Genomic DNA, 24,261 nt, shown 5'->3' with positions numbered 1-24,261 from the left:
AAAGACTTTCTCAATACAATGTATTTGACATTGTGTTTCTTTTTCGTTATATTGGTTTTACAAAATTAAATTGTGCACAACTTAATTAGAAGGGAGTTATTTATGACAGAAGACTCTTTGCATCTAGATAACCAACTTTGTTTTTCTATTTACGCCTGTTCTAGAGAGGTTACTCGTTTTTATCGACCTTATTTAGAAGAAATGGGTATTACGTATCCCCAGTACATTACTTTACTCGTACTATGGGAGCAAGATGGACTAACAGTAAAAGAAATTGGAGAACGTCTATTTTTAGATTCTGGTACGTTAACACCTATGTTAAAACGTATGGAATCATTAAAACTTGTAAAACGTGTTCGTTCCAAAGAAGACGAGCGAAAAGTTTGTATTGAATTAACAGAACAGGGCAAAGATTTAAAGGAAAAGGCTTGTTCATTACCGACAACGATGGCTACAAACTTAGGAATTACAGAGCAAGAATATCGCTCTTTATTAATTCAACTAAATAAACTGATTGACACAATGAAAACAATTAATGATGGAAAAGGGGAATAAATATGGATAAATTATATACTGCTTCAGTAACAGCAACAGGTGGAAGAAATGGGAAAGTAGTTTCAGATGATGGCATATTAAATCTTGATGTAAAAATGCCGAAAGCACTAGGTGGTGCAGGCGGAGAAGCAACAAATCCAGAACAACTATTTGCAGCTGGTTATGCAGCTTGTTTCGATAGTGCATTACAACTTGTCATTCGTACAAAACGTGTGAAAGTAGAAAGTACAGAAGTAACTGCTCACGTTTCTATCGGAAAAGATACAGATGGTGGTTTCGGCCTATCTGCTGTACTTGATGTACATGTGGCTGGCGTTTCACATAGCGAAGCACAAGAACTTGTGGAAGCGGCTCACGGTGTATGTCCTTACTCGAAAGCAACACGAGGAAATATTGAAGTTACATTAAACGTACGCTAAAAAATTTAGCAAAACAAAAACGCGCGACATTCGTCACGCGTTTTTTGTTTTTGTAAATTTATGAATTGCTTTCCACGCTTCTTCTTTTCCAAGTCCTGTTTCAGAAGAGAATAGAACAATTTCATCGCCAATTTCAACAGCAAGCGTTTCTTTTACAACTTTTAAATGCTTTTGCCATTTCCCTTTCGGAATTTTATCGGCTTTCGTCGCAATAATAATTGTTGGGATTTCATAATGCTTTAAGAAATCATACATCATCACGTCATCACTTGTTGGTTGGTGACGTAAATCAACTACTAATACAGCTGCGTCTAATTGTTCACGCGTTGTAAAGTACGTTTCAATCATTTTCCCCCATGCAGCGCGCTCCGATTTAGATACTTTCGCATATCCATAACCTGGAACGTCAACAAAGTGCATCATCTCATTGATTAAGAAAAAGTTCAGCGTTTGCGTTTTTCCTGGTTTAGAAGAAATACGTACTAACTTTTTACGATTTAAAATTTTATTAATAAAGGAAGACTTCCCCACATTTGAACGACCTGCTAATGCAATTTCTGGTAAATCACTGTCTGGATATTGTTCTGGTTTAACAGCACTAATTACAATATCTGCTTTTGTTACTTTCATTGTTTCACTCCTACTAATGCGTGCTCCAATACTTCATCTAAATGAGATGCAAGCACAAACGTAAGGTTTTCTTTTACGCTCTCTGGAATATCATCTAAATCTTTCTCGTTTTCTGCTGGCAAAATAATTTTTGTTAAGCCTGCGCGGTGAGCACTTAATGTTTTTTCTTTTAAACCACCAATTGGTAATACACGACCACGAAGTGTAATTTCACCTGTCATACCCACTTCTTTACTTACAGGAATACCTGTTAGCGCAGAAATAAGTGCCGTTGCCATCGTAATACCTGCTGACGGTCCGTCTTTTGGAACCGCTCCTTCTGGAACGTGAATATGAATATCATTTTTCTCATGGAAATTCGGATCGATCTGAAGCTCTTCTGCACGAGAACGTATATAACTAAACGCAGCTTGTGCTGATTCTTTCATAACATCCCCAAGTTTCCCTGTTAAAATTAGTTTCCCTTTTCCTGGCGCTACAGAAACTTCAATGGCAAGTGTATCGCCGCCTGCTGCTGTGTAAGCTAGACCTGTTGCCATACCAACTTGGTCTGTTTTTTCAGCTTGCCCATAACGGAATATGTGTTTACCAAGTAAATCAACAATCTTTTTCTCTGTCACAACGATACGTTTACGTTCTGCTGTAACGATAATCTTCGCTACTTTACGGCAAACTTTTGCAATTTGGCGCTCTAGCGTACGAACACCAGCCTCACGTGTATAATAACGAATAATCTCAAGCAGCGCTTCATCACGCACTTGTAAATTACCTTTTCGTAAGCCATGTTCTTTTAATTGTTTCGGCAATAAATGCTCACGAGCAATGTGTACTTTTTCAAGTTCTGTATAGCCAGCAATCGAAATGATTTCCATACGGTCAAGTAATGGACCTGGAATACTTGAAAGTGTATTAGCAGTTGCTACAAACATAACTTTTGATAGATCATATGGCTCTTCAATGTAATGATCACTGAAGTTATGGTTTTGTTCTGGATCTAATACTTCAAGTAATGCCGCTGATGGATCTCCACGGAAATCGTTAGACATTTTATCAATCTCATCTAATAAGAAGACTGGATTAACTGTTTTCGCCTTTTTCATACCTTGAATAATGCGTCCTGGCATTGCTCCAACATATGTACGGCGGTGACCACGAATTTCAGATTCATCACGCACACCACCAAGAGATACACGGACGAAGTTACGATTCAATGATGTTGCAATTGAACGCGCTAACGAAGTTTTGCCGACCCCAGGAGGGCCTACTAAACAAAGGATAGGTCCTTTTAATGAATTCGTTAACTTCTGTACAGCTAAATATTCAAGTACACGCTCTTTCACTTTTTCAAGACCGTAATGATCGTTATTTAAAATCTCTTCCGAATGAGCAAGATCAATTATATCTTCTGTTGCCTCTGTCCACGGAAGCGCTAATAACCAATCAATATAATTGCGAATAACACCACTCTCCGCAGAACTTGCTGGTAACTTTTCATAACGATCTAATTCTTTCAGCGCAGCCTTCATTGTTTCTTCCGGCATTCCTGACTGTTCAATTTTCTCACGAAGTTCTTCTACTTCTCCGCCCTTGCCTTCTTTGTCGCCAAGTTCAGTTTGAATCGCCTTCATTTGCTCACGTAAGAAATATTCTTTTTGCGTGCGCTCCATGGAACGTTTCACTTTTTGCCCAATTTTCTTTTCTAGGCTAAGTAACTCTTGTTCATCTTGAATAATTGAAATAAGTGTTTGTAATCGTTCTTTTACAGATACAATCTCTAGAATCTCTTGTTTCTGCTTCGTTTTAATCGGCAAGTGAGAAGCAATTAAATCAGCTAATCTCCCTGGTTCTTCCACATCAGCTACCGTTGCAAATGTTTCATTTGAAACTTTTTTCGAGACTTTAATATATTGTTCGAAATGCTCCAGTAACGTACGCATAAAAGCTTTCTCTTCTAAATCATCTTCTACTTCTTCAGTTACCGTTTTAATAGACACTTGTACTACATTTTCTTCTTCGATAAACTCTATTACTTCTGCTCTATGTAAACCTTCCACAAGGACACGAAGCGTACCGTTCGGCAATTTTAACATTTGCTTCACTTTCGCCACCGTACCTACACTATATATGTCATCTTCTTTCGGATCATCGATATTCATTTCTTTTTGCATTGCTAAAAAGATGATATTTTCATCCATTGCCGCCTGCTCTAGTGCTTGTATCGATTTATCACGTCCTACATCAAGATGCAAAACCATCGTTGGATATACGAGAACGCCTCTTAATGGTAGGAGGGGCACGATTCTTTCGTTCGTATTCATACTAGACATAGCACCTCCATAATAAATTAAACTCCTGTTCAACTATTTTATATTACAATACACCTAGATGCAATTGCTGAGATTCCGCGCAATTGTAAATAGCTTGTTTTTCTACCTCACGAAAAGAAAAAAGACTCCGATTAAGCATACAAACTTAAACGAAGTCTGGCAAATTTTATTATTGTTTATTTTTACATAGATTGTGCATCTGTTTCGTCTACGTGAGTATGTACATCTAGCTCTCTATGCATATTTTCTTGCATAAACGTTAACTCAAATACTTCTTTTAACTTACGGACAGGAATAATTTCAATTCCCTTAATCGTATACAAAAATGGTTGCATATTTTCAGCAGGAATAATGACTTTCTTAGCTCCCGCTTTTTTCGCAGCTTTTATTTTTGCGTACACGCCACCAATAGGTTTTACTTCTCCGTGTATACTTATTTCCCCTGTCATCGCTACTTCATTATTTACATACGTGCGGTGCACCGCAGAATATACACCTGTTGCCATAGCGATTCCTGCAGAAGGTCCATCAATTGGGATACCACCTGGAAAATTAATATGTATATCATATCCTTCTGGCAACACATCTAAAGAACGAAGTACTGTTAATACATTATCAACAGAGCCTTTCGCCATACTTTTACGACGAATCGATTTCGTTTGACTACCAATACTTTCTTCTTCCACAATTCCGGTAACATTTACCGATCCTTTATCTTTCGCCTTGATTGCTGTTACTTCAATTTCTAATAACGCACCTGTATTTGGTCCGTATACAGCAAGACCATTTACAAGACCAATCCTTGGAATCGGATAAATGTGCTTTTCATATTTCGGTGTAAGCTGACTTGAGTGAACAACCCACTCTATATCTTCATCCTTAATGAAAGAACGTTCTTCATTTATCGCCATACCAGCAGAGATTTGCACGAGATTAATCGCTTCTCGTCCATTCCTTGCATACATCCCGATCATTTCAATACCATTTTCACCTATTTGCATTTCCACTTTTTCCGCGGCATTTTTCGCTACTTTTTGAATTTCTTCCGTATCTAATTCACGGAAAAATACTTCTAAGCAACGTGACCGAATAGCAGGAGGAATTTCCTCTGGCGAACGTGTCGTTGCTCCAACTAAGCGAAAATCTGCCGGTAAGCCTTTTTGGAAAATATCATGTATATATGTTGGGATCATCGTATTTTCTTCACTATAGTACGCACTTTCTAAAAATACTTTTCGATCTTCTAACACCTTTAACATTTTATTCATTTGAATCGGATGGAGCTCGCCAATCTCATCAATAAACAAAATACCACCATGTGCATCTGTTACAGCACCTTTTTTCGGTTGCGGAATACCTGCTTGCCCCATCGCCCCAGCACCTTGATAAATCGGATCATGCACCGAACCTATTAAAGGGTCTGCGATACCACGTTCATCAAACCGAGCTGTTGTCGCATCAAGTTCAATAAATGTTGCATTCGTACGAAATGGAGATTTAGGATTTCGTTTCGCTTCTTCTAATACAAGACGTGCTGCCGCTGTTTTCCCAACACCTGGCGGGCCATATATGATTACATGTTGCGGATTCGGACCACAAAGAGCCGCTTTTAACGACTTAATTCCGTCCTCTTGCCCTACAATATCTAAAAAGGTTGTAGGACGCACCTTTTCTGCTAGCGGTTCTGTTAAAGAAATCTCACGCATTTTACGAAGCTGTTCTAATTCTTTTTTCGATTCTCGATCAATTGAAACTTTTTGTGTTCGTTGATTTCGAAGTAAATGCCAGAAATACAATCCGACAATTACACCAAAAACAAGTTGAACAACTAAAAATATATTTGTCCAGCTCATTATTTATTTCCTCCCGCAATATTTTATCTCTTAGTATTTCCGCGGAGGAACGTAGCTAAACATAAAGAAAAACAGCAATTATAAAAATTGCTGTTTCCCTTTCTCATTATGCAGATGTTTTTGTATCAAGTACAGTACCGTCTTGTAACACCAATTTTGGCGGCTCATTATCAGCTACTGTTTCTTTTGTAAGAATACACTTCTCGATATCTTTACGAGATGGAAGTTCGAACATTACATCAAGCATTAAGCCTTCAATAATAGAACGAAGTCCACGAGCACCCGTTTTACGTTCAATTGCTTTTTTCGCAATTTCGATTAGTGCACCTTCTTCAAACTCTAACTCAACATCGTCAAGCTCCAATAATTTTTGGAATTGCTTAACAAGTGCATTTTTCGGTTTCGTTAAAATATCAACAAGAGCATCTTCATCAAGTGGCTCTAGGTTCGCAATAACTGGAAGACGACCGATAAACTCTGGAATTAAACCAAATCTTAAAAGATCCTCTGGTAATACGTGAGATAAAACATGCTTCTCATTTACATCAGCATTTTTCTTCTCAGAACCAAATCCAATTACTTTTTCACCAAGGCGACGTTTAATAATCGGCTCAATGCCATCAAACGCCCCACCACAAATGAATAAGATGTTCGTTGTATCAATTTGAATAAACTCTTGGTGCGGATGCTTACGACCACCTTGAGGTGGAACGCTTGCTACAGTACCTTCTAAAATTTTCAGAAGTGCCTGCTGCACACCTTCACCAGATACATCACGTGTAATTGATGGATTTTCGGACTTACGTGCCACTTTATCAATCTCATCAATATAAATAATTCCTTTTTCCGCTTTCTCTACATCATAATCAGCTGCTTGAATTAATTTTAGTAAGATATTTTCTACATCTTCCCCAACATATCCAGCTTCTGTTAAAGATGTTGCGTCCGCGATTGCAAATGGAACATTTAAAATACGCGCTAAAGTTTGTGCCAGTAATGTTTTACCACTACCTGTTGGCCCGATAAGTGCGATATTACTCTTCGCTAATTCTACATCATCAATTTTGCTGTTAGAATTAATGCGTTTGTAATGGTTATATACCGCTACCGCTAGTGCTTTTTTCGCGCTATCTTGCCCGATGACATACTCATCTAAGATTTCACGAATTTCTACCGGTTTCGGTACATCTTTGAATTCTACTTCTTCGTCCTTCGCAAGCTCCTCTTGTACAATTTCAGTACAAAGTTCGATACACTCGTCACAAATGTAAACACCTGGACCTGCCACTAACTTTCGAACTTGCGTTTGTGTTTTACCACAGAAAGAACATTTTAATTGCCCTTTTTCATCATTAAATTTAAACATATTTTCACACCCCTTACAAAGTGCTAACCTCTTGCCTTCGTATGTACACGATAAATGTATCGTATGTAAATACATATTATGTCACTACGTGGCGAGAAATACAAATAATATGACTAGTTATGTACAAATAAAAAATTTTTAAAACTTTTGAAATATGTATATTCGACTTGTAAAGGAACTTTTCCTTCTCCATCGAAAAGTTTTATAAATATATTTCTATATTTATAAAACAAGGCACGATTTTAATCGTGCCTTGTTATTTTATTATGCAGCGTTTTCTACTAAGAAGTCTACAGCTTTACGCACTTTAAGATCTTCAGCTAAAGCGTCTACGCTTCCAAGAGCTTGCTTGATAGCGTCTACTGGCATACCGTACATTTCAGCCATTTTTTCAACTTCTGCAGTTACTTCTTCTTCAGTAACTTCGATGTTTTCAGCTTCAATGATAGCTTCAAGAACAAGATTGATTCTTACACGTTTTTGTGCATCTTCTTTCATTTGCTCTTTTAATTTGTCAGCATCAGTACCTGTGAATTGGTAGTAAAGCTCAAGGTTCATACCTTGTTGGCTTAAACGTTGCTCGAATTCACGAACCATACGATCTAACTCAGTGTTGATCATAGCTTCTGGAATTTCGATTTCAGCGTTAGCAGCAGCTAATTCTACTACTTCGTCACGTACTTTGTGCTCAGCTTCGTGCTTTTTGCCTTCTTCTAAGTTTGTGCGAAGTTTTGCTTTTAATTCATCAAGAGTTGCAACCGCTTCGTCTGCTTCTTTAGCGAACTCGTCGTTTAACTCAGGAAGTTCTTTTGTTTTGATTTCGTGAATTGTTACTTTGAATGTTGCTGGTTTGCCAGCTAATTCAGCAGCATGGTACTCTTCTGGGAATGATACTTCAACGTCTTTAGACTCACCAGATTTAAGACCGATTACTTGCTCTTCGAAACCTGGGATGAATGTACCAGAACCGATTGCTAGAGAGTAGTTTTCGCCTTTTCCGCCTTCAAATGCTTCGCCATCAACGAAACCTTCGAAGTCGATTACAGCTGTATCACCGTTTTCAACAGTTCCTTCTTCTTTAACAACTAGTTCAGCTTGACGTTCTTGTAAAGATTTTAATTCGTTCTCTACATCTTCGTCAGTTACAGTTGTTTCAACTTTTTCTACTGCTAAACCTTTGTACTCACCTAATTTAACTTCAGGTTTCACTGTAACTTTTGCAGTGAAGATAAGGTTAGCATTTTTTTCGAACTTCTCGATGTCGATTTCAGGATGATCAACTGGGAAGATACCAGCTTCTTCAATCGCTTCACCGTATGCTTTTGGTAAAATGATATCTAAAGCATCTTGGTATAAAGATTCAATACCAAAGCGTTGTTCGAATAATGGACGAGGCATTTTTCCTTTACGGAAACCTGGTACGTTAATTGTTTTTACTACTTTTTTGAACGCAGCGTCGATAGAGTTGTTTACTTCTTTAGCATCAACTTCGATTGTTAAAACGCCAACGTTACCTTCTAATTTTTCCCATTTTGTAGACATTTATTCTTTCCCTCCAACTATAATAATGTATGCACATACCTCTATAGATTAAGATCTTCATTATCTCTTTTTTGAAATAACAAATACACAAATAATCCTCTAGCAAAAGCTTTCAGATATAATGTTCCAATCTACTAATTGCCCAGAAGACAACTACGGTATATTTTGTTCGAGAATAATATGAAACATATTAAGTAAGAGAATTACACTTCTCTTCTCTTACAAACAGGCAGTTTTCTGCCTTTTGCAACCCTTACATTATAACATAGAATATGCTCGTTTCAAGAACTGAACGATTCTTTTTCATAATTATACGGGCAAATATCCTTCTCTTTCAACACGTAATAACCATTGATAGGCAATATGAAACTCTTCCAATTCGATATTGTATGCTGCCATAAGCTCTTCTTCATCAATAGCCAATCCGAAACGCTTTCTTCCAATTCTCTCTAAAACAGCTGACCAAATCTCTTCTTTATCCATTAATAGAGCGAATGGGAAAATGCTAATTTGCAATTCTTTCCAATATGTAACCATCGCTTCAAATATATCGGGATAATTTTGCTCTAATCGACTTGATAATTTATGTATAATGTTATTGGATTGCTCCTCATTATGACCTGTAAATGCTGGAATTACCTTAATCGTATTCCCAAACTTTTCTACCTCTATTTCCTCTTCTACCTGACTTTCTATCATTTTATACAAAATAGAAGTTTTCAAATAGGGGTGTTGCTCTTCATCTATTAAAAATTTCTTTAAAACAGGTAATGCAAGATCTAAGTCTTTTAATGAAAGTCGCTGAATCGCTCTTAGCTTCTGTCCAAAGTTTTCTCCAAAAATTTCATTAGTAAACTCATTCAACTCAAAATTTGAATCCACTAGCGATGCGTCTCCCTCATTTAGCATACCTTCTGCAAATAAAGCAAGCTGCGCTAATTTTTCCTTTTGATCAGGCATTATATCTTTCGTTTGTAAAACCTTTTCAACAGTTTCAATAACACCTTCATAATCATTTGTTTGAACTAAAATAGTCACGTACGTTTCAAGAATATCACCAAATAAGACAACTCCTGTTTTAAGCAACTGTTCACATTTGTCTTTCGCTTCTTCCATACGTTTTAATTCGAGTAAACAAATAACTGAAGCTAATTCCGTTTGTTCCGTTTCCGCATTATACTGACGTAATATTTCAAAGCAGCGCAATGCATCTTCGAACTTCCGCTCTTTCAACGCTAAAAAACCTTCATCAATATAGCGCTCTGATAGCTGCGGAAACAATACGACCGTATTTTCTTTTTTATCCATACGTCCGCCTCTTTTTCTTGATTTTAATTATGTTCAAAGTAAATATATCAAATGCGTAATGAGAACACAACATCCCCAAATTATTTGTTTGAAATATGAAAATATTTAATTTTTACATTCCAATACGAATAAATCTCTACTAAAAATTAAAATTGTACAAATAAAAATCCCCAGCAACAAACGCAGAGGATTCATCATTAATGGAAAGCTTTTATAATTGTGGGGTATATTACAAGGGTAATAATTTGGAGAACAATAATTGCCATAACAATCATGCTAAAATAGAAGATTGGTTTACTTCGCTTCATTAAAAACATAATAATAAGCATCGTACAAGCAAACAAACTTAAGAAGAACAAACTTGTTGTCGAACTAAGTATACCACTTGGGACAAAGAACAATAACACTACACTACAAGTACCTATAATTCCAAATAACCATTCCATTCATTCACTCATTCCCTTTCCCTCTCATGGCTGTTTTCTCTAAGCAATCAAATGTTTCACAACATCAACTACATACGTTAATTTCTCATACGCTACAAATCCAAAAGCAACCGTTAAGCCCGTTACAACTAATCCTTTCATCATTTCTGCCTCCTCGTTTTATCGTTGTTATCTTCATTATAAAAGATTAGCAATTTGTTACCATCGAACTACCTTACAGTTACCTTACAGAATTGTAAGATTTCAAAAGAGGATAGAAAAACACCTCACATAGCTTGAGGTGCTTTCACGGAATTTCTCTATAATCACTTGCAAAATTAACTTTTTTCTCTTGGTTATTTTTCGGAGAATCCAATCTTAAACTAATAGATTTACTAAATAATTTAGGATCAAAATAATTATTCATTACTTTTCTTAACTTACCTTCAGATATTTTCGTATTACAAGAAAACAAAGGATGAAAATCATGTTAATATATTTTTGTACAATTAAGAATTTAATTTACAAGGGGGATTATATATGTTTAAAAAAATGGCCGCAGATGTATTAGGACTAAGCGATGTAGGTTCTGTTATTACACCTAAAGACTATGATAAGGTCGATGCCGATGATTATGTAATGCATGAAGATGGGGAGAAAATTTACTTTCTAATTAAATCGAAATCAGATGAATATTGCTTCACAAACAAAGGGTTAATTCACTTAGACGGTACAAGCGCAACAAGTAAAAAACGTACACTACGCCGCTTTAGTTATAGCAAATATCAAATTAAAAACGTAGCACTTGAAACTGCAGGAACGATTGATTTAGATGTAGAAATTAAGTTTCAAATGGGCGATGAACATTACTCAATTGATGTTCATAAAAAACATATTGAAGAATTAAAAGATTTATATAAGGCTTTACTTAAAATCGAAGAAATTTCATACGACAACGATATTACATTACAATATGCACATAAAAGTTTAGATATGGCATCTAATGCCTTTAGCCGCATTTCAAACGCACAAGTAAATTTAGCAGAGCAATTTAAAGAAATGAACGAGATTGCCTTTAACTGGCTTGTTGATACGAAGAAACAATATAATGTGAAAGATTATGGTTTTGTATTTGAGAAGTTTATTAATAACTAAACAGAAAACCTTGTTATCAAAAGATAACAAGGTTTTTGTAGCGTACCAGGAGAGATTCGAACTCCCGCTCCGCCCATTTCCGTACTATTTTATATATTTTGATCGCAGTCTTAATATATCTTCTCCTTCGCGAATGCCTGCCGATCCCTTCCTCACATTTTTTACGACAGTCCAATTCGGGTTAGTTTCATCACCGATGTTCTGTACTGTAAAATTGCCATCACCATATTTTCGGTGGCCTTCTGCCAATTTCTCCGTTAAATCATTCTCATTTGATCTCGCCATCTTTGCGCCATCTCCCTTTTTTATACGACCTTCTTAAACCATCTAACCAATCACAGGTCCAGTCAATTGGAGATTCTCGTTTTCCGCTTCTATTAATTGTAACACACTCACAGGGATAAGTTCCGATAACTGCTGCTCAATCGTACTAGAATGGTAAAGAGTTTTATAATATTGTAAGTAAACAATTAAGAGAATCTGGATATGGATTTGAGTTCCATCATAAACCTATTGATTCTTTAAATTAAATAAGAGGAATAGGGCGCATAAATGGTCCTCTTTTTATTTAAGAAAAAGAAGTACATATGCAACTGCTTAATATCAAAGGAAAGGTCGCAAATATTAAGCATGAACTACACTTATAACCCAAACAAAAAACCTTGTTATCAAAAGATAACAAGGTTTTTTTAGCGTCCCAGGAGAGATTCGAACTCCCGACCGTACGCTTAGAAGGCGTATGCTCTATCCGGCTGAGCTACTGGGACATGGAGCGGGTGAAGAGAATCGAACTCTCGACCAGAGCTTGGAAGGCTCTTGTTTTACCACTAAACTACACCCGCATATGTTATTTTCTTTTCTTCGTTAGCGCCGTTGCCCTATCGACAATATTTATTATATGTATAACCACACATAAAGTCAACACCTTTTTTAAAAGAGGATAAATTTTCTTATCCTCTTTTAAAAACTGCCTGTTCAACTAGTTGTCCGTCTAACGTTTCAAAACGAACTTCCATTTGATTTTCATCCATTTCTAATAAAGCAAATGTCTTTTCTACACGCTGACGTGGTAATAAAATACTGCCTGGATTAATAAATAAAACGCCCTCGATTAATTCCGCACCTAATACGTGAGAATGTCCGAAGCATGCAACTTGTGCTCCCACTTCTTCAGCATGGTACGCTAGCGTTTGTAATGTCATTTTCACATTATGGCGATGTCCATGCACAACTAAGAAGCGAATTCCATCTACATCAGTTACAATTTCATCTTGAAAGTTAGCATAATCACAGTTTCCTTTTACAACATGGAAACCTTGCAGTTCTTCATGAGCAGATGTTAGCTCTGAATCACCGCAATGAATCATGATATCTACTTTCCCTTCATACTTCTCTTTCAACTGCTGTAATTCCTTCACAGAGCTATGACTATCGCTTACGATTAAAGCTTTCATCATTCTCTCTCCCTTATTCTCCTAAAAACCATTCCGGGATTTTTTCTTCTAACTTACGAAGAGCACGTCCGCGGTGACTAATAGCATTTTTTTCATCTGAACTTAATTCCGCCATTGCTTTTTTGTACTCTTCCACATAAAAGATCGGATCGTATCCAAAGCCATTTTCTCCGCGGCGTTGTTCTAAAATAAATCCTTCACATGTCCCGTTTACAATGACAGGCTTTTTATCACCTTCAGGGAAAGCTACTGCTAATGCACAGTAGAAGCGAGCTTTACGCTTATCAAACGGTATTTCATTTAATTCTTGTAAAACTTTATCAATATTCGCTTGATCATCTTTTGGCTCTCCAGCAAAACGAGCTGAATACACGCCTGGTTTCCCGTTTAACGCATCTACAATAAGACCTGAATCATCCGCAATTACAATTGCATTCAACTGTCTACTCAAACTATCCGCTTTTAAGATCGCATTTTCTTCAAATGTTTCACCAGTTTCTTCGACTTCTTCAATATGAGGAAAATCGTGTAATGATTTCACTTCTAAATCAAATCGCTCAAATAACTCAGCAAATTCACGTACTTTCCCCATATTTTTTGTCGCTACAACAACTTGTTTCATACTTTCCACCTCTACTCTATATGAGATACGATGTCACCTAACGCTTCTTTTTGCATATCAATCAGTTGGAAAATGCCTTGTTCTGCTGCATCAAGTAATTCATTTAACTGCGCTCTACTAAACGTCGCTTCTTCTCCAGTTCCTTGCACTTCAACGAACTGACCTTTTCCAGTCATAATTACATTCATATCAACGTCTGCTTTAGAATCTTCTGCATAGTTTAAATCTAAAACAACACCTTGCTCTTCAACAATTCCTACTGATGTTGCTGCTAAATAATCTTTTACTGGAATTTTAGATACTTTTTCTGCTTGTAATAATTTCTCGAAAGCTAATACCATCGCTACATATGCACCTGTAATAGAAGCTGTTCTCGTTCCACCATCTGCTTGGATGACATCACAGTCAATCCAAACTGTTCTCTCGCCAAGCGCTTCTAAATCAACTACCGCACGTAATGCTCGTCCTATTAAGCGCTGGATTTCCATTGTACGTCCTGTTACTTTCCCTTTGCTTGACTCCCTAATTGTACGTTGTTCTGTCGCACGTGGAATCATCGCATATTCAGCTGTTACCCAGCCCTTTCCTTCTCCACGCATAAATGGCGGGACACGCTCTTCAATTGTCGCTGAGCAAATTACCTTTGTATCCCCAACCTCAATTAACACTGATCCTTCTGGATGTTTTAAATAATTCGTATGAATATGTATATGGCGTAATTCTGTTTTCTCTCTACCATCTACTCGCATAAAAATAACCTCCTCATAACTACTTGTTAGTATAGCCAAATTTAAATGTATGATATGTATACAATAAAAGAAGAGGAACCCAAAAAGCAATTCCTCTTTCTTACTTAAGTATATCAAATTATTGACGATTAAAAACTACCTGTATTCACGTTTTCTGGACGATCTACAGGTTTTATTAACTTTCCGCCCTTTTCATCTATAAGATTTGCTTTTCCATTCACTTCAATAGAAATATTTTTCACACCTTTCTTTTCTGTTAAAGATAAAACTAACGACTTCAATACGTAATTTGAGATCATATTTTTATCTGGGTTTACAAATATATTTTCATTAAAGTTTAATGTAAGATTTCCGTCTTGTAATTTCGGATTCGTAATAAGCTTAACGCCTGGATTAAAATCATTCAGGAGCGATTGATGGATCGGACCTTTTACAAGTTCATCTATAATTGTTGCATAGTCATTTTCTTTACCTTCCGCAACGCGGCGTGTGACTGGTACGTAGTATTGCTGTTTATTATTATTTTGCGCCATAAAATACAGTGTGACTGGTTTTGTATTTGTTACATCTGCTACTTGTTCATCATCGAAGTTAATACCATTTGCACGGCTCACTCCTTCACCAAGCGGTGTACCACCAACCGGCATCTTTGCCAATTTCTCACCATTTATTTGGAACTGCACTTGTTTTATCTCTGTAAATTGCGTCAACGTCCAAGCTATAGATTCAACGATTTGACGCTCTTCTTCTTTCGCATAGTTTTTCATTTCTTTAGAGAAATCAATAACTGCCGTTCCGTCCTTTTTCAAATCTAAGGTCATCGTTGTATTCGCCGGAATGACTGCACGAAACCCATTCGGTAATAAATTCGTTACCGGTCCATCTTTCACAAGGTATTCTAACGTTTGCTTCACAGTCTCATTTGCTTTCGGAGTAGGTATAGCTAACGTTTGTGGTACAACATAACCATTTTTATCAACAAGGTATAGTTCTCTATTTACCATTTGCCCTTGCTTATCTTTTTTAGCTACTTCTTTCTTCCCACCCTCTGTATACGTAACTTGTTTTGGCGGATCAATTTGTTCAGTTGCTTTCTCTTGATTTATAAAGCCACACCCTGTTAGTAAAACAGCACTCACAGTAGCACCAACAACCCATTTAAAAGTGGATTTAGGCATGCCATTCCCCCCTAAAATCTAAGTTTGTACTATTATGTATACGAGCTGTTTCACGTTTTAGAACAAGCTGCGCCTCTTATAAATTGAAACTTTAATCAACAGGGGTCTTACTCCCCAGCAAATAGCAAGATAAAACAAAAACTCCTGATTTCTCAGGAGCTCACTTATATAAATTCTACTATTATTCTTTTTCTAAATGAATATGCTTCACATTTTCAATCGGTTGACCGAACCATTTTGATGCAATTTCTTTAAACAAGCCTATTTTTCCTGTTGTTAAGAAGAGATGATCGCTTTGTTCTTCTCCTTCATTCAACATTTTACTATGATATAAGATTGTACTTACTTCACGTGCTGTTTCATCACCAGAACTAATTAGTTGCACTTTATCTCCCATTACTTTTTTAATAACAGGTCCTAAAATCGGATAATGTGTACACCCCAATATAAGTGTATCAATATCGGTACTTTTCAGTGGTTGCAACGTTTCTCTTACAACTTCATACGCCATTTCACTTTCGAAATTCCCACTCTCTACAAGTTCAACGAAAGGTGGACAAGCTAAACTTTCTACCATAACACGGTTATTAATAGACTTTAACGCCTCTTCGTATGCACCACTTTTCACCGTTCCAATCGTTCCAATAATCCCAACGTGATACGTGTTTGTCACTTTTAAAGCTGTACGTGATCCTGGGTGAATAACTCCTACTACTGGAATTGGTAATTGTTTTTGCATCTCTTCTAATACAACTGCAGTTGCTGTATTACACGCAATAACTAACATTTTAATATTTAAATCTAGTAAATGCTCTGTCATTTCCCACGTAAATTGACGTACTTCTTCTCGAGAACGTGGACCATAAGGACAACGTGCTGTATCTCCTAAATATATGATACGCTCTTTCGGCAACTGACGAATTAATTCCTTCGCTACTGTTAAACCGCCAACTCCTGAATCGATAACACCGATTGCTCTATTCAACTTCATCACCCGTTTTCTCATTCATCATCTTTTATGTTTATCATTATATTTTACACACTTTAAGTTCGCTCACTTCAAATGCTTCTGTATGAAAATTTTCATTTTCCCATGTATAGACTAGGACCTTTTTTATTTTGCTCCTTTTTTTCGTAATTTGCAAGATAGAAAAATAACCGACCTTCTATAAGAAAGTCGGTTTCTTCTATATAAAGTGCATATTCATTGCTCCATCTTTTTTTGAAAAGAAGACATTCCCATTAATAAGAAGAAATGAGCAGCAATTAAAATGACGATCAAAATAAAATTCAATCGATAACTATTTGTAGATTCCATAATTTTGCTCGCTACAGCTGGTCCAAATGCCATACCGAAAAAGTTAATTAAATTATATAAACCAAGACCGACTCCAACTTTAGCTGGATTTAATGTTTTCGGGATAAATGTGTTTAATGATACTTGAATTGCCGAATAACTCATAAATGTTAAAATAACCGCAAATAAAATAAAGAGTAAGTTCCCGTCCGGAATAATCCCTAAAATTAAAAAGCCAATGATCATAACTACAGAAGCTACATACATCATCTTCACATTCCCAAACGAAGGAATAATCTTTCCGGTAATAAAACTAGATACAATACCAAAGAGAGATGCAATAAACAATACAATTCCAATAACGAATGGAGACAATCCATGTCCTCTTCCTAACAGTAATGGTAATAATAATAAACTAGCACATAACGCCACATTAATGATAAATCCGACCGCTATTAAACGAAGTAATGGTTTATTTGTAAATAACTCAATATCAATAAACGGCGACTCTGTTCTCTTCATATGAGCCTTAAATAAAAATAGAAAAACAACAGATAACACAAAAAGCCCACTATTAATATTAACTCCTAATAAAATGGTCGTAATCAATACAAATAATAAAACTGCTCCAATGAAATCAAAGCGAAACACTTCATCTGTATGTCGCGCCTCTTCTGGCATAAATTTTACGAGTAAGAAAATACCAATCATTGAAATAACCATAAATAAAAATAAATACGGCCACCCTAACGTATTTGTAATTGCCCCACCTACTAAAGGTCCAATACCAACCGCTAATGCAATAGAAGAACTAATCATTGCTAACGCACCTGGTTTTTTAGCTGGAGCAACTAATTTCGCCACCGCAATCATACTAAGCGCAATAAACGCTGCTCCCCCGCTCGCCTGCACTAACCTTGCGAAAATGATAATTTCATAAGATTGATTCACAAATCCAACAATAGAACCAGCTACAAATATGATAATAGAAATAATTAATAGTCTTTTTACACTGTAACGATCAGCCAGCTTTCCATATATTATCGAACCAATACCGACAACTAAGGAATACCCTACTACAACCCAGCTTACTTTCGATTGACTAATTGATAAATCATTGGCAATATCCTCTAGCGCTACATTAAATAACACAGCGTTCATCGGTCCTAACAAAACAATAAAACATAATGTAAAAACAAACCATTTCGAATGGTTTCTTATATCTTTCCCCATGTGTAACACTCTCCTGATTGCAATTTTAAAACTGTCAAACTATAGATAAAAAAATGAAGTTATTTAAATGTTGTATCACCACTAAACAACTTCATTAAATGTGTAAAAGTTGCTAATTTATCGCGCGATAAAGTGAAACTTTAATCAGTGAGGTTTGTATTCATCCCCCACTGATTATTAGCCCTCACCAATCGGGCTTTTACGGGCAGCCCACCCCCCACCTAACTTCTTTGCTTCCGCTGAATTTTGAGATGGGGGTCTTACTGCCCGTTAATGCGGGGTAAATTGAATTCGAAACGAAACACGTATGTTGTTCGATATTCATGGAACTATCATAGTTTCAGCATTACAGTTTGTCAACGAAAAAATATACAAAGTAAACTAATTAAGCCTTTTTAGTTTACTTTGTTCAAAAGTTATTATACACTAATTTCGAAGCCGATATAAGGAGGACTGGCATGATTATTCAAATTTACATTTTTTAACTTAATAAAACGAAACGCATACAGAACTTTTATATAGAAGAGACATTATAGGAGGATTATGATGAAGAGAAAAATGTTAGTTGTATTAACAAGCGTAGAAAAATATCCAAATTTAAATAGGGCTACCGGACTTTGGCTTGGTGAAGCTGTACATTTCGTAAAAAAAGTAGAAGAAGCGGGTTACGAAGTTGATTACGTCAGTCCACAAGGCGGTTATACACCAATTGATCCACATAGTTTAGCAATGGCGGAGAGCATCGATTGGGAATGGTATCAAAAGAAAGAGTTTATGAATCGCCTCGGTTCTACAATGAAACCAAGTGAAGTGAATCCAGAAGACTACGCTGTTATTTATTACGCAGGTGGCCACGGGGTTATTTGGGACTTCCCAGAAAATAAAGAACTTCAAAATATTAGCCGCAATATTTATGAAAACGGCGGAATTGTTTCTTCCGTTTGTCATGGAGCTGCTGGTTTATTTCATATTACATTAAGCAATGGGGATCGTTTAATTAGCGGTAAGAAGGTAACAGGCTTTTCAAATGAAGAAGAAAAATTAGCTGAATTAGATCAATTCGTTCCATTTTTAACAGAAGATGAACTCATTAAAAATGGAGGACTTTACGAAAAAGCCGCGCAACCGTGGGAAGCTTATGCTCTAGAAGATAATCGTGTTATCACTGGTCAAAACCCAGCTTCAGGTGGTCCAGTAGCCGAATTAGTATTAAAGCAGTTGCAAAAATAATATGTACTAAAAAAGCAGATTCTCCTCTATTAAGGGAGATCTGCTTTTTTACGAAATCATTTGCAAAATAGCAATAACTTCTTTTTCAATTTCAGAATCATCAATTGCTTCTATATACTCTGGTTTAAAAAGTTGATACTTCTTTAATTGATAAAAATCAAGTATCGCTTTCTTTAACGTAATATCGTACTGAATACAAAAAGAATGATCTATAATACGTCTTAACATCACATCATCTTGTACCATAAATAATTGTGCATTCATTTTATTAAAATAACCTTGTTCCATACCCGCTTCAAAAAACATTTGCAAATTATGATTACGATTTTGTTGGGCAGCGACTAATTGATCCGACAAATGCGGATATGCTTCTTTCAAATCTTGCAAAAAAACATCCGAAATATATGTCACACATTTTAAAGAATGGATAAACGTCTTTTGGAAACGTTCTGTAAATGACATACTTTCATCTTGATTATCCGCATCACCTTCGAGTAGATAGTTCATGAAATCCTCTACTACCGCCTCAATAATTTCATCTTTCGAAGAAAAACGTTTATATAAAGTAGCTTTACTAATATCCATATATTTCGCAATTTCATCTATTTTCAATTGGCTAAAACTTGTCTTTCTAATAATGGGCTTTATTTTATTAATATAAGTATTTGCACATGCGACTTTTCTCATTTAAAAGAGCCTCCCCTTTTGTCCATACAAAATAGTATAGCAAATTCACGAATGATTATAAATGAAGTTATTATACTCATTATGCCTTTTTAGTTTATTACATTTTCATATACTATACATAAAAAACTATAATCAATTATTACCAACTGGACGGTTACAAACCAATTTTGAGGCGGGAATTTTAGAATAAAGTGAAACTTTAATCAGTGGGAGTTTTGTTCATCCCCCACTGATTATTAGCCCTCACCAATCGCGGTCCTACTACCTGGAAAATAGAGGGATAAAAATACCCACTACCTTTGTTAGTAGCGGGTACTTTTTCTATAATTTATTTACAGCCCTTTTTATAGCCTTACCTATTTCCACGCTAGACTGTGGATTTTGTCCTGTAATTAAATGACCATCTACTACTACATGCGGCGTAAAATTGGGGGCTACATAAAACAAAGCTCCTTCTTCTTTCAACTTACTTTCTAGCAAAAACGGAACGCGCTTTTCTAAATGTACAGCTCTTTCTTCATCGTTTGTATAACCTGTTATACGCTTACCCGCAACAAAAAACGAGCCATCCTTATTTTTCACACCGACTAAAGAGCTTACTCCGTGACAAACAGCCGCTACAATCCGGTTATTGTTATACATATTCTCAATCAAATTTGCTACATATGGATTACCTGGAAAATCTACAATCGCCCCGTGCCCACCACCAAATAAAACCGCATCATAATCCGAAAAATGAACATTTGAAATCGGCCTCGTATTTTGCAATAAAGAAGCTACATGCTTGAATTCGCGAGGTATACCATTCGGAATAGACACTCTATCTATAGGTACTCTCCCGCCTTTTATTGACACAATATCAACATCAAACTTAGCCTTTTTTAATACATGATAAGGAGCTGCGAGCTCTTCAAGCCACAAACCAGTCGGGTGTCCATTCATATCATGAGCACTTGTTGAAACTAACAGTATCCTTTTCAACATATCCCCTCCTTATTACCTATTTATGTATGAAACGTTTTTATCATTCATATAGCAAGTGAAGCAAACAAAAAAATAGCCGACTTTTATATAAAAGTCGGCTGCTTTCTTATAATTCGAGCTCTCCCATACGAAGAAGCTCCACAACTGCTTGTGAACGTCCTTTAACCCCTAGCTTTTGCATTGCGTTTGAGATGTGGTTGCGAACTGTCTTTTCACTTATAAAAAGTTCACCTGCAATTTCCTTCGTTGTTTTATCTTGAACCAGCAATTCAAATACTTCTCTCTCTCTCTTTGTGAGTAAAGGTTTAGATTGATACGCTTTTTCCTTCAACTGGTATAACCCTCCTTGCTTAAGCCAGAGCTGTGTATGTGTAAGTTGGGTGTTTATTTAGTCAAGATATTGTATGAACGAAATGTGCAGGTGGTGAATGAAAATGGGCTTTATTTCCTATGTTATTTTAGACTTTTATACAGTGCGTACACTCTTTTTATCCACTTAATTTCCAACGCGCCATATTTGTTCTAGCAATATACTTACAACCGTACCTACAAATAAACCATTACCGAATATATATTGCATAACAGACGGCAAGGATTGGAGTGCTCCAGACGGTAAAAACATAACGCCGCTGCCAAATAATACTGCAACGCCTAAAATCGTCACATTCCTTTCACTCATCGGCACTTGTTTTATATTATTAAATCCAATTCCAATTAACTGTACGAACGAAGCCATTAAAACAGCCGATGCGACAGCTGATGGTAAAGATGCTAAGTAACGAATAATACTTGGAAAAAGAGACATTACGACTAGTAACGCACATGCCATTAAGAACGATCGTATATACTTTTGTTTTGTTAAACGTATAAATCCTGCCGTTGCTGGTAACGGAACGACACCTACAGTTGAAAATACAGAAGAGATGATATGCGAAATCCCTCCAACCCATGTTCCATCTTTCAACTGTTTTTGTTCAATAGTCGCTTTATGAATAGTTGCTTGATTAATTGCTATAATAGCTGCCACCGTATTCGAAACTAAAATACATACCATAACAAAACTTGATACAGCCATACCTGTATTCCATTTTGGAAGTCCCCAAGCAAATATATGTGGAAGTTGCACAAAATGAGTTACTTGAGATGGGATTGTCACTTTTCCTGCAATGAGAAAAATAACCCACCCACTAATTAATCCTATTAAAACTGCATAACTTTTGACAAAGCCTTGTCCAAAATTAGATAGTATAATAACGAACAGAAATATACTAAACGCGATCATTGCTGTAAATCCGTCGATTTGAGAAATAGTAGCTGTAATTCCTAACATTCCTTTTAAAAATACACCACTTAATTGTAAACATAATAAAAGTAAAAACGTCCCTGTCACAAGCGGCGTAAATAAAAATAAAATACGTCCTATAAAACCAGTTACTCCTAATCCTATTAGAATAACACCGGAGATTATCATTCCTAATTCTAAAATTTGCAGTGTACTATGTAATTGATCTTGTCCAGCCGTTGCATAAGCAAGTACGGTAAATACACCAACCCAAGATCCAGCCGGCCCATCCGCAATTGGCAGTCTATGCCCAAGCCATCCTTGTAAAAAAGAAGATATACCAACTACCAAAAACGTACGCTGCATTAAATAAAATATTTCTTCCGTCGTAAGATGAAATAATCCGCCAACGACAATTGGTAGTGCGATTGAATTTGCTAATAAAAATATAAACCATTGCAAAGTTCCCATAATATGATTTTGGTTATGTTGATTGTCCAATTTTTTCATCCCTTCTAGCTTTCCTATAAAAATATATTGTAAGAATAAAAAAGAAGAGTTCTATACTCACCATTAGAACCCTCCTCAAAATATTTAAACGATTCTTCTACACAAGATTATTTAATTCCACCTCATTTAAACTTCCAACAACAATATTTCCTTTATACACGACTAAACGTTTTTCTGTTTGACGTGCTACTGCTTCAGCAGCGCATGTCGCATTCGTCAAAACAAAGCTCGCTTCATCCCCTACATTCGGCCATACTCGTTTCCCTTCCTTATTTAACGTTTCTTTTCCTCCTGTAATAAAGCGGAGTGCTTTTCCTAAAGACCTTTCGTCACTCCACCCAAAACGCTCTGCTAATCGATTCGCCTTTTGAAGCATATCACCTGTTCCAAACGGTGACCAATGATCTGTAATGCTATCATTGCCTAATGAAACCTTAACACCTTTTTTATCTAATAACGGAATTGGGATTACTTGTTTACCAATTGGCACCGTTGAAGTAATATCAATATTTACATTTGCGAGTCTTTCTGCCACTTCTTCAGCCTCTTTATCAGTAACACCACCAAGTCCAAGTGCATGACTAATCGTTACACGGCCTTGCCATCCTGCTTCTTCTGTTAAACTTGCCAATCTCTTCATCGTAAACGTTCCAAGATTATTCGCATCGTGCAAATGAATATCAACATCCGCATTAAATTCTACTGCGATATCCATAATTGTATGTAATGACTTTTCAATGTCATTATCTACTGTAGCTGGATCTACTCCTCCGACTAGATGAGCACCCATACGCATCGCATCTTTCACGAGTTGCACAGAATTACTGCGCAATAATCCATGTTGCGGAAACGCAACAATTCTACTAGACACTCGATTTTTATATGTTTCTAATGCCGCTAACGTCGCCTCCAAATTACCAAGCCCAATAATTGGATCAACATTACAATGCGTTCTAATATTCGTTGCACCATTTTGCAGTAGTAACTCTAGCATATTTTCCGCTCTATTTTGGGCAGTCGCTAATTGCTTTGGTAAAATTTTTTCTTCTTCATTAAAACGTGTAAAAATACTTTCTGCTGGCATACAAGCTTTCCATGGGCCACTATAATATGTTTTATCAATGTGAATGTGCATCTCTTTGAAAGCTGGCAACATTAATAAGTTCTTAGCATCAAAAGTTACTATATCTTCCTCTTGAACAATCCCTTTTATAATTTTTTTAATTCGACCATCTTCAATAAGTAAACTGCATAATTCTGTTTCTGTTTGTGAAATTCTCTCTTCTTCATATGTATATCCTGATTCAAGCATTACGTTAGTCAACCAATATACTGTCATCTCTATTTCCCCACCCTTTATTAAAAATCACCTCATAACTACAAGTTTAATATCCACTGAAAATTAAGACAATTAATACGATCACTTCTCACAAAAAAATGTAATACAACCCCATA

General features: G+C 36.2%; 23 protein-coding genes, 2 tRNA genes and 1 pseudogene. 5 read left to right on the top strand and 21 right to left on the bottom strand.

Translation table 11 applies throughout. The features are described 5' to 3' along the window. Positions 1-102: 102 nt before the first annotated feature. The gene (locus ACTFRU_RS13905; RefSeq protein ID WP_000133916.1) at positions 103-555 is read left to right on the top strand and encodes a MarR family winged helix-turn-helix transcriptional regulator; all 453 of its coding nucleotides are present in this window, start codon (positions 103-105) and stop codon (positions 553-555) included. Between the two features lie 2 nt (positions 556-557). Further along, entirely contained in the window at positions 558-974 is a 417-nt protein-coding gene (locus tag ACTFRU_RS13900) for an organic hydroperoxide resistance protein (protein ID WP_000359781.1), read from the top strand. Positions 975-1,007: 33 nt separating this feature from the next. On the opposite strand, the gene ysxC is transcribed toward ACTFRU_RS13900, so the two are convergent. The 7 genes from ysxC to ACTFRU_RS13865 form a co-directional block, all read right to left on the bottom strand. After that, the gene (gene ysxC, locus ACTFRU_RS13895; protein WP_000869116.1) at positions 1,008-1,604 is read right to left on the bottom strand and encodes a ribosome biogenesis GTP-binding protein YsxC; all 597 of its coding nucleotides are present in this window, start codon (positions 1,602-1,604) and stop codon (positions 1,008-1,010) included. Beyond that, positions 1,601-3,931: an endopeptidase La gene (gene lon, locus ACTFRU_RS13890; RefSeq protein WP_000097285.1), complete on the bottom strand. Its 2,331-nt coding sequence runs from the start codon at positions 3,929-3,931 to the stop codon at positions 1,601-1,603. Before lon ends, ysxC begins: the two co-directional genes overlap by 4 nt. A 182-nt stretch (positions 3,932-4,113) precedes the next feature. Then, positions 4,114-5,784 (bottom strand): ATP-dependent protease LonB, encoded by a 1,671-nt coding sequence (gene lonB, locus ACTFRU_RS13885; protein ID WP_000119170.1) that lies wholly within the window; start codon positions 5,782-5,784, stop codon positions 4,114-4,116. A gap of 106 nt (positions 5,785-5,890) precedes the next feature. Beyond that, positions 5,891-7,150 (bottom strand): ATP-dependent protease ATP-binding subunit ClpX, encoded by a 1,260-nt coding sequence (clpX, locus tag ACTFRU_RS13880; RefSeq protein WP_000472289.1) that lies wholly within the window; start codon positions 7,148-7,150, stop codon positions 5,891-5,893. 264 nt (positions 7,151-7,414) lie between these two features. Then, entirely contained in the window at positions 7,415-8,692 is a 1,278-nt protein-coding gene (tig, locus tag ACTFRU_RS13875; protein ID WP_000105215.1) for a trigger factor, read from the bottom strand. A 309-nt stretch (positions 8,693-9,001) separates the two neighbouring features. Then, positions 9,002-10,000 carry a hypothetical protein gene (locus ACTFRU_RS13870; RefSeq protein ID WP_000358279.1) on the bottom strand — a complete coding sequence of 333 codons (999 nt, stop codon included), beginning with the start codon at positions 9,998-10,000 and terminating at the stop codon, positions 9,002-9,004. A 197-nt stretch (positions 10,001-10,197) separates the two neighbouring features. Then, on the bottom strand, positions 10,198-10,446 hold the full coding sequence (locus ACTFRU_RS13865) for a hypothetical protein (protein WP_001983650.1): 249 nt from the start codon (positions 10,444-10,446) through the stop codon (positions 10,198-10,200). 519 nt (positions 10,447-10,965) lie between these two features. On the opposite strand from ACTFRU_RS13865, the gene ACTFRU_RS13860 reads away from it, so the two are divergent. Beyond that, positions 10,966-11,580 (top strand): PH domain-containing protein, encoded by a 615-nt coding sequence (locus tag ACTFRU_RS13860; protein ID WP_000473869.1) that lies wholly within the window; start codon positions 10,966-10,968, stop codon positions 11,578-11,580. Positions 11,581-11,664: 84 nt separating this feature from the next. On the opposite strand, the gene ACTFRU_RS13855 is transcribed toward ACTFRU_RS13860, so the two are convergent. Continuing rightward, positions 11,665-11,865, bottom strand: a complete 201-nt coding sequence (locus ACTFRU_RS13855) for a hypothetical protein (RefSeq protein ID WP_000124460.1) — start codon at positions 11,863-11,865, stop codon at positions 11,665-11,667. Positions 11,866-12,017: 152 nt separating this feature from the next. On the opposite strand from ACTFRU_RS13855, the pseudogene ACTFRU_RS13850 reads away from it, so the two are divergent. Next, a pseudogene (locus ACTFRU_RS13850) lies at positions 12,018-12,110 on the top strand (DUF6572 domain-containing protein); the annotation flags it as partial. Positions 12,111-12,273: 163 nt separating this feature from the next. Here ACTFRU_RS13850 and ACTFRU_RS13845 read toward each other — a convergent pair. From ACTFRU_RS13845 to ACTFRU_RS13810, 8 genes are all read right to left on the bottom strand, one after another. Continuing rightward, positions 12,274-12,347, bottom strand: a tRNA-Arg gene (locus ACTFRU_RS13845). 1 nt (position 12,348) lies between these two features. Continuing rightward, a tRNA-Gly gene (locus ACTFRU_RS13840) sits at positions 12,349-12,422 on the bottom strand. 108 nt (positions 12,423-12,530) lie between these two features. Next, on the bottom strand, positions 12,531-13,034 hold the full coding sequence (locus ACTFRU_RS13835) for a metallophosphoesterase (protein WP_000645511.1): 504 nt from the start codon (positions 13,032-13,034) through the stop codon (positions 12,531-12,533). Positions 13,035-13,047: 13 nt separating this feature from the next. Next, complete coding sequence (locus tag ACTFRU_RS13830) at positions 13,048-13,656, bottom strand: XTP/dITP diphosphatase (protein WP_000815939.1); 609 nt, start codon at positions 13,654-13,656, stop codon at positions 13,048-13,050. A gap of 11 nt (positions 13,657-13,667) precedes the next feature. Continuing rightward, positions 13,668-14,405, bottom strand: a complete 738-nt coding sequence (rph, locus tag ACTFRU_RS13825) for a ribonuclease PH (protein ID WP_001261765.1) — start codon at positions 14,403-14,405, stop codon at positions 13,668-13,670. A gap of 128 nt (positions 14,406-14,533) precedes the next feature. Beyond that, positions 14,534-15,583 carry a spore germination protein GerM gene (gene gerM / locus ACTFRU_RS13820; protein WP_001126748.1) on the bottom strand — a complete coding sequence of 350 codons (1,050 nt, stop codon included), beginning with the start codon at positions 15,581-15,583 and terminating at the stop codon, positions 14,534-14,536. A 181-nt stretch (positions 15,584-15,764) separates the two neighbouring features. Further along, positions 15,765-16,574 carry a glutamate racemase gene (racE, locus tag ACTFRU_RS13815; protein WP_000774005.1) on the bottom strand — a complete coding sequence of 270 codons (810 nt, stop codon included), beginning with the start codon at positions 16,572-16,574 and terminating at the stop codon, positions 15,765-15,767. A 213-nt stretch (positions 16,575-16,787) separates the two neighbouring features. Next, a complete protein-coding gene (locus ACTFRU_RS13810) occupies positions 16,788-18,113 on the bottom strand; it encodes an MFS transporter (protein ID WP_006921220.1) in 1,326 nt (441 codons plus the stop codon). 546 nt (positions 18,114-18,659) lie between these two features. Between ACTFRU_RS13810 and ACTFRU_RS13805 the strand changes: the two genes are divergently transcribed. After that, a complete protein-coding gene (locus ACTFRU_RS13805; protein WP_000823848.1) occupies positions 18,660-19,343 on the top strand; it encodes a type 1 glutamine amidotransferase domain-containing protein in 684 nt (227 codons plus the stop codon). 48 nt (positions 19,344-19,391) lie between these two features. Here ACTFRU_RS13805 and ACTFRU_RS13800 read toward each other — a convergent pair whose 3' ends face one another. From ACTFRU_RS13800 to ACTFRU_RS13780, 5 genes are all read right to left on the bottom strand, one after another. Next, positions 19,392-20,030: a TetR/AcrR family transcriptional regulator gene (locus ACTFRU_RS13800; RefSeq protein ID WP_001233006.1), complete on the bottom strand. Its 639-nt coding sequence runs from the start codon at positions 20,028-20,030 to the stop codon at positions 19,392-19,394. A gap of 321 nt (positions 20,031-20,351) precedes the next feature. Further along, a complete protein-coding gene (locus ACTFRU_RS13795) occupies positions 20,352-21,014 on the bottom strand; it encodes a type 1 glutamine amidotransferase domain-containing protein (RefSeq protein ID WP_000919610.1) in 663 nt (220 codons plus the stop codon). Between the two features lie 106 nt (positions 21,015-21,120). Next, complete coding sequence (gerE, locus tag ACTFRU_RS13790; RefSeq protein ID WP_000659484.1) at positions 21,121-21,345, bottom strand: spore germination transcription factor GerE; 225 nt, start codon at positions 21,343-21,345, stop codon at positions 21,121-21,123. A gap of 165 nt (positions 21,346-21,510) precedes the next feature. Beyond that, positions 21,511-22,806 carry a purine/pyrimidine permease gene (locus ACTFRU_RS13785; RefSeq protein WP_002024861.1) on the bottom strand — a complete coding sequence of 432 codons (1,296 nt, stop codon included), beginning with the start codon at positions 22,804-22,806 and terminating at the stop codon, positions 21,511-21,513. 97 nt (positions 22,807-22,903) lie between these two features. Further along, a complete protein-coding gene (locus tag ACTFRU_RS13780; RefSeq protein ID WP_000219564.1) occupies positions 22,904-24,145 on the bottom strand; it encodes an amidohydrolase family protein in 1,242 nt (413 codons plus the stop codon). Positions 24,146-24,261 lie beyond the last annotated feature (116 nt).

Source organism: Bacillus cereus group sp. MYBK220-1 (assembly GCF_051916445.1).
Taxonomy (GTDB): domain Bacteria; phylum Bacillota; class Bacilli; order Bacillales; family Bacillaceae_G; genus Bacillus_A; species Bacillus_A cereus.
This window is presented reverse-complemented; position numbering and strand designations above follow the sequence as displayed.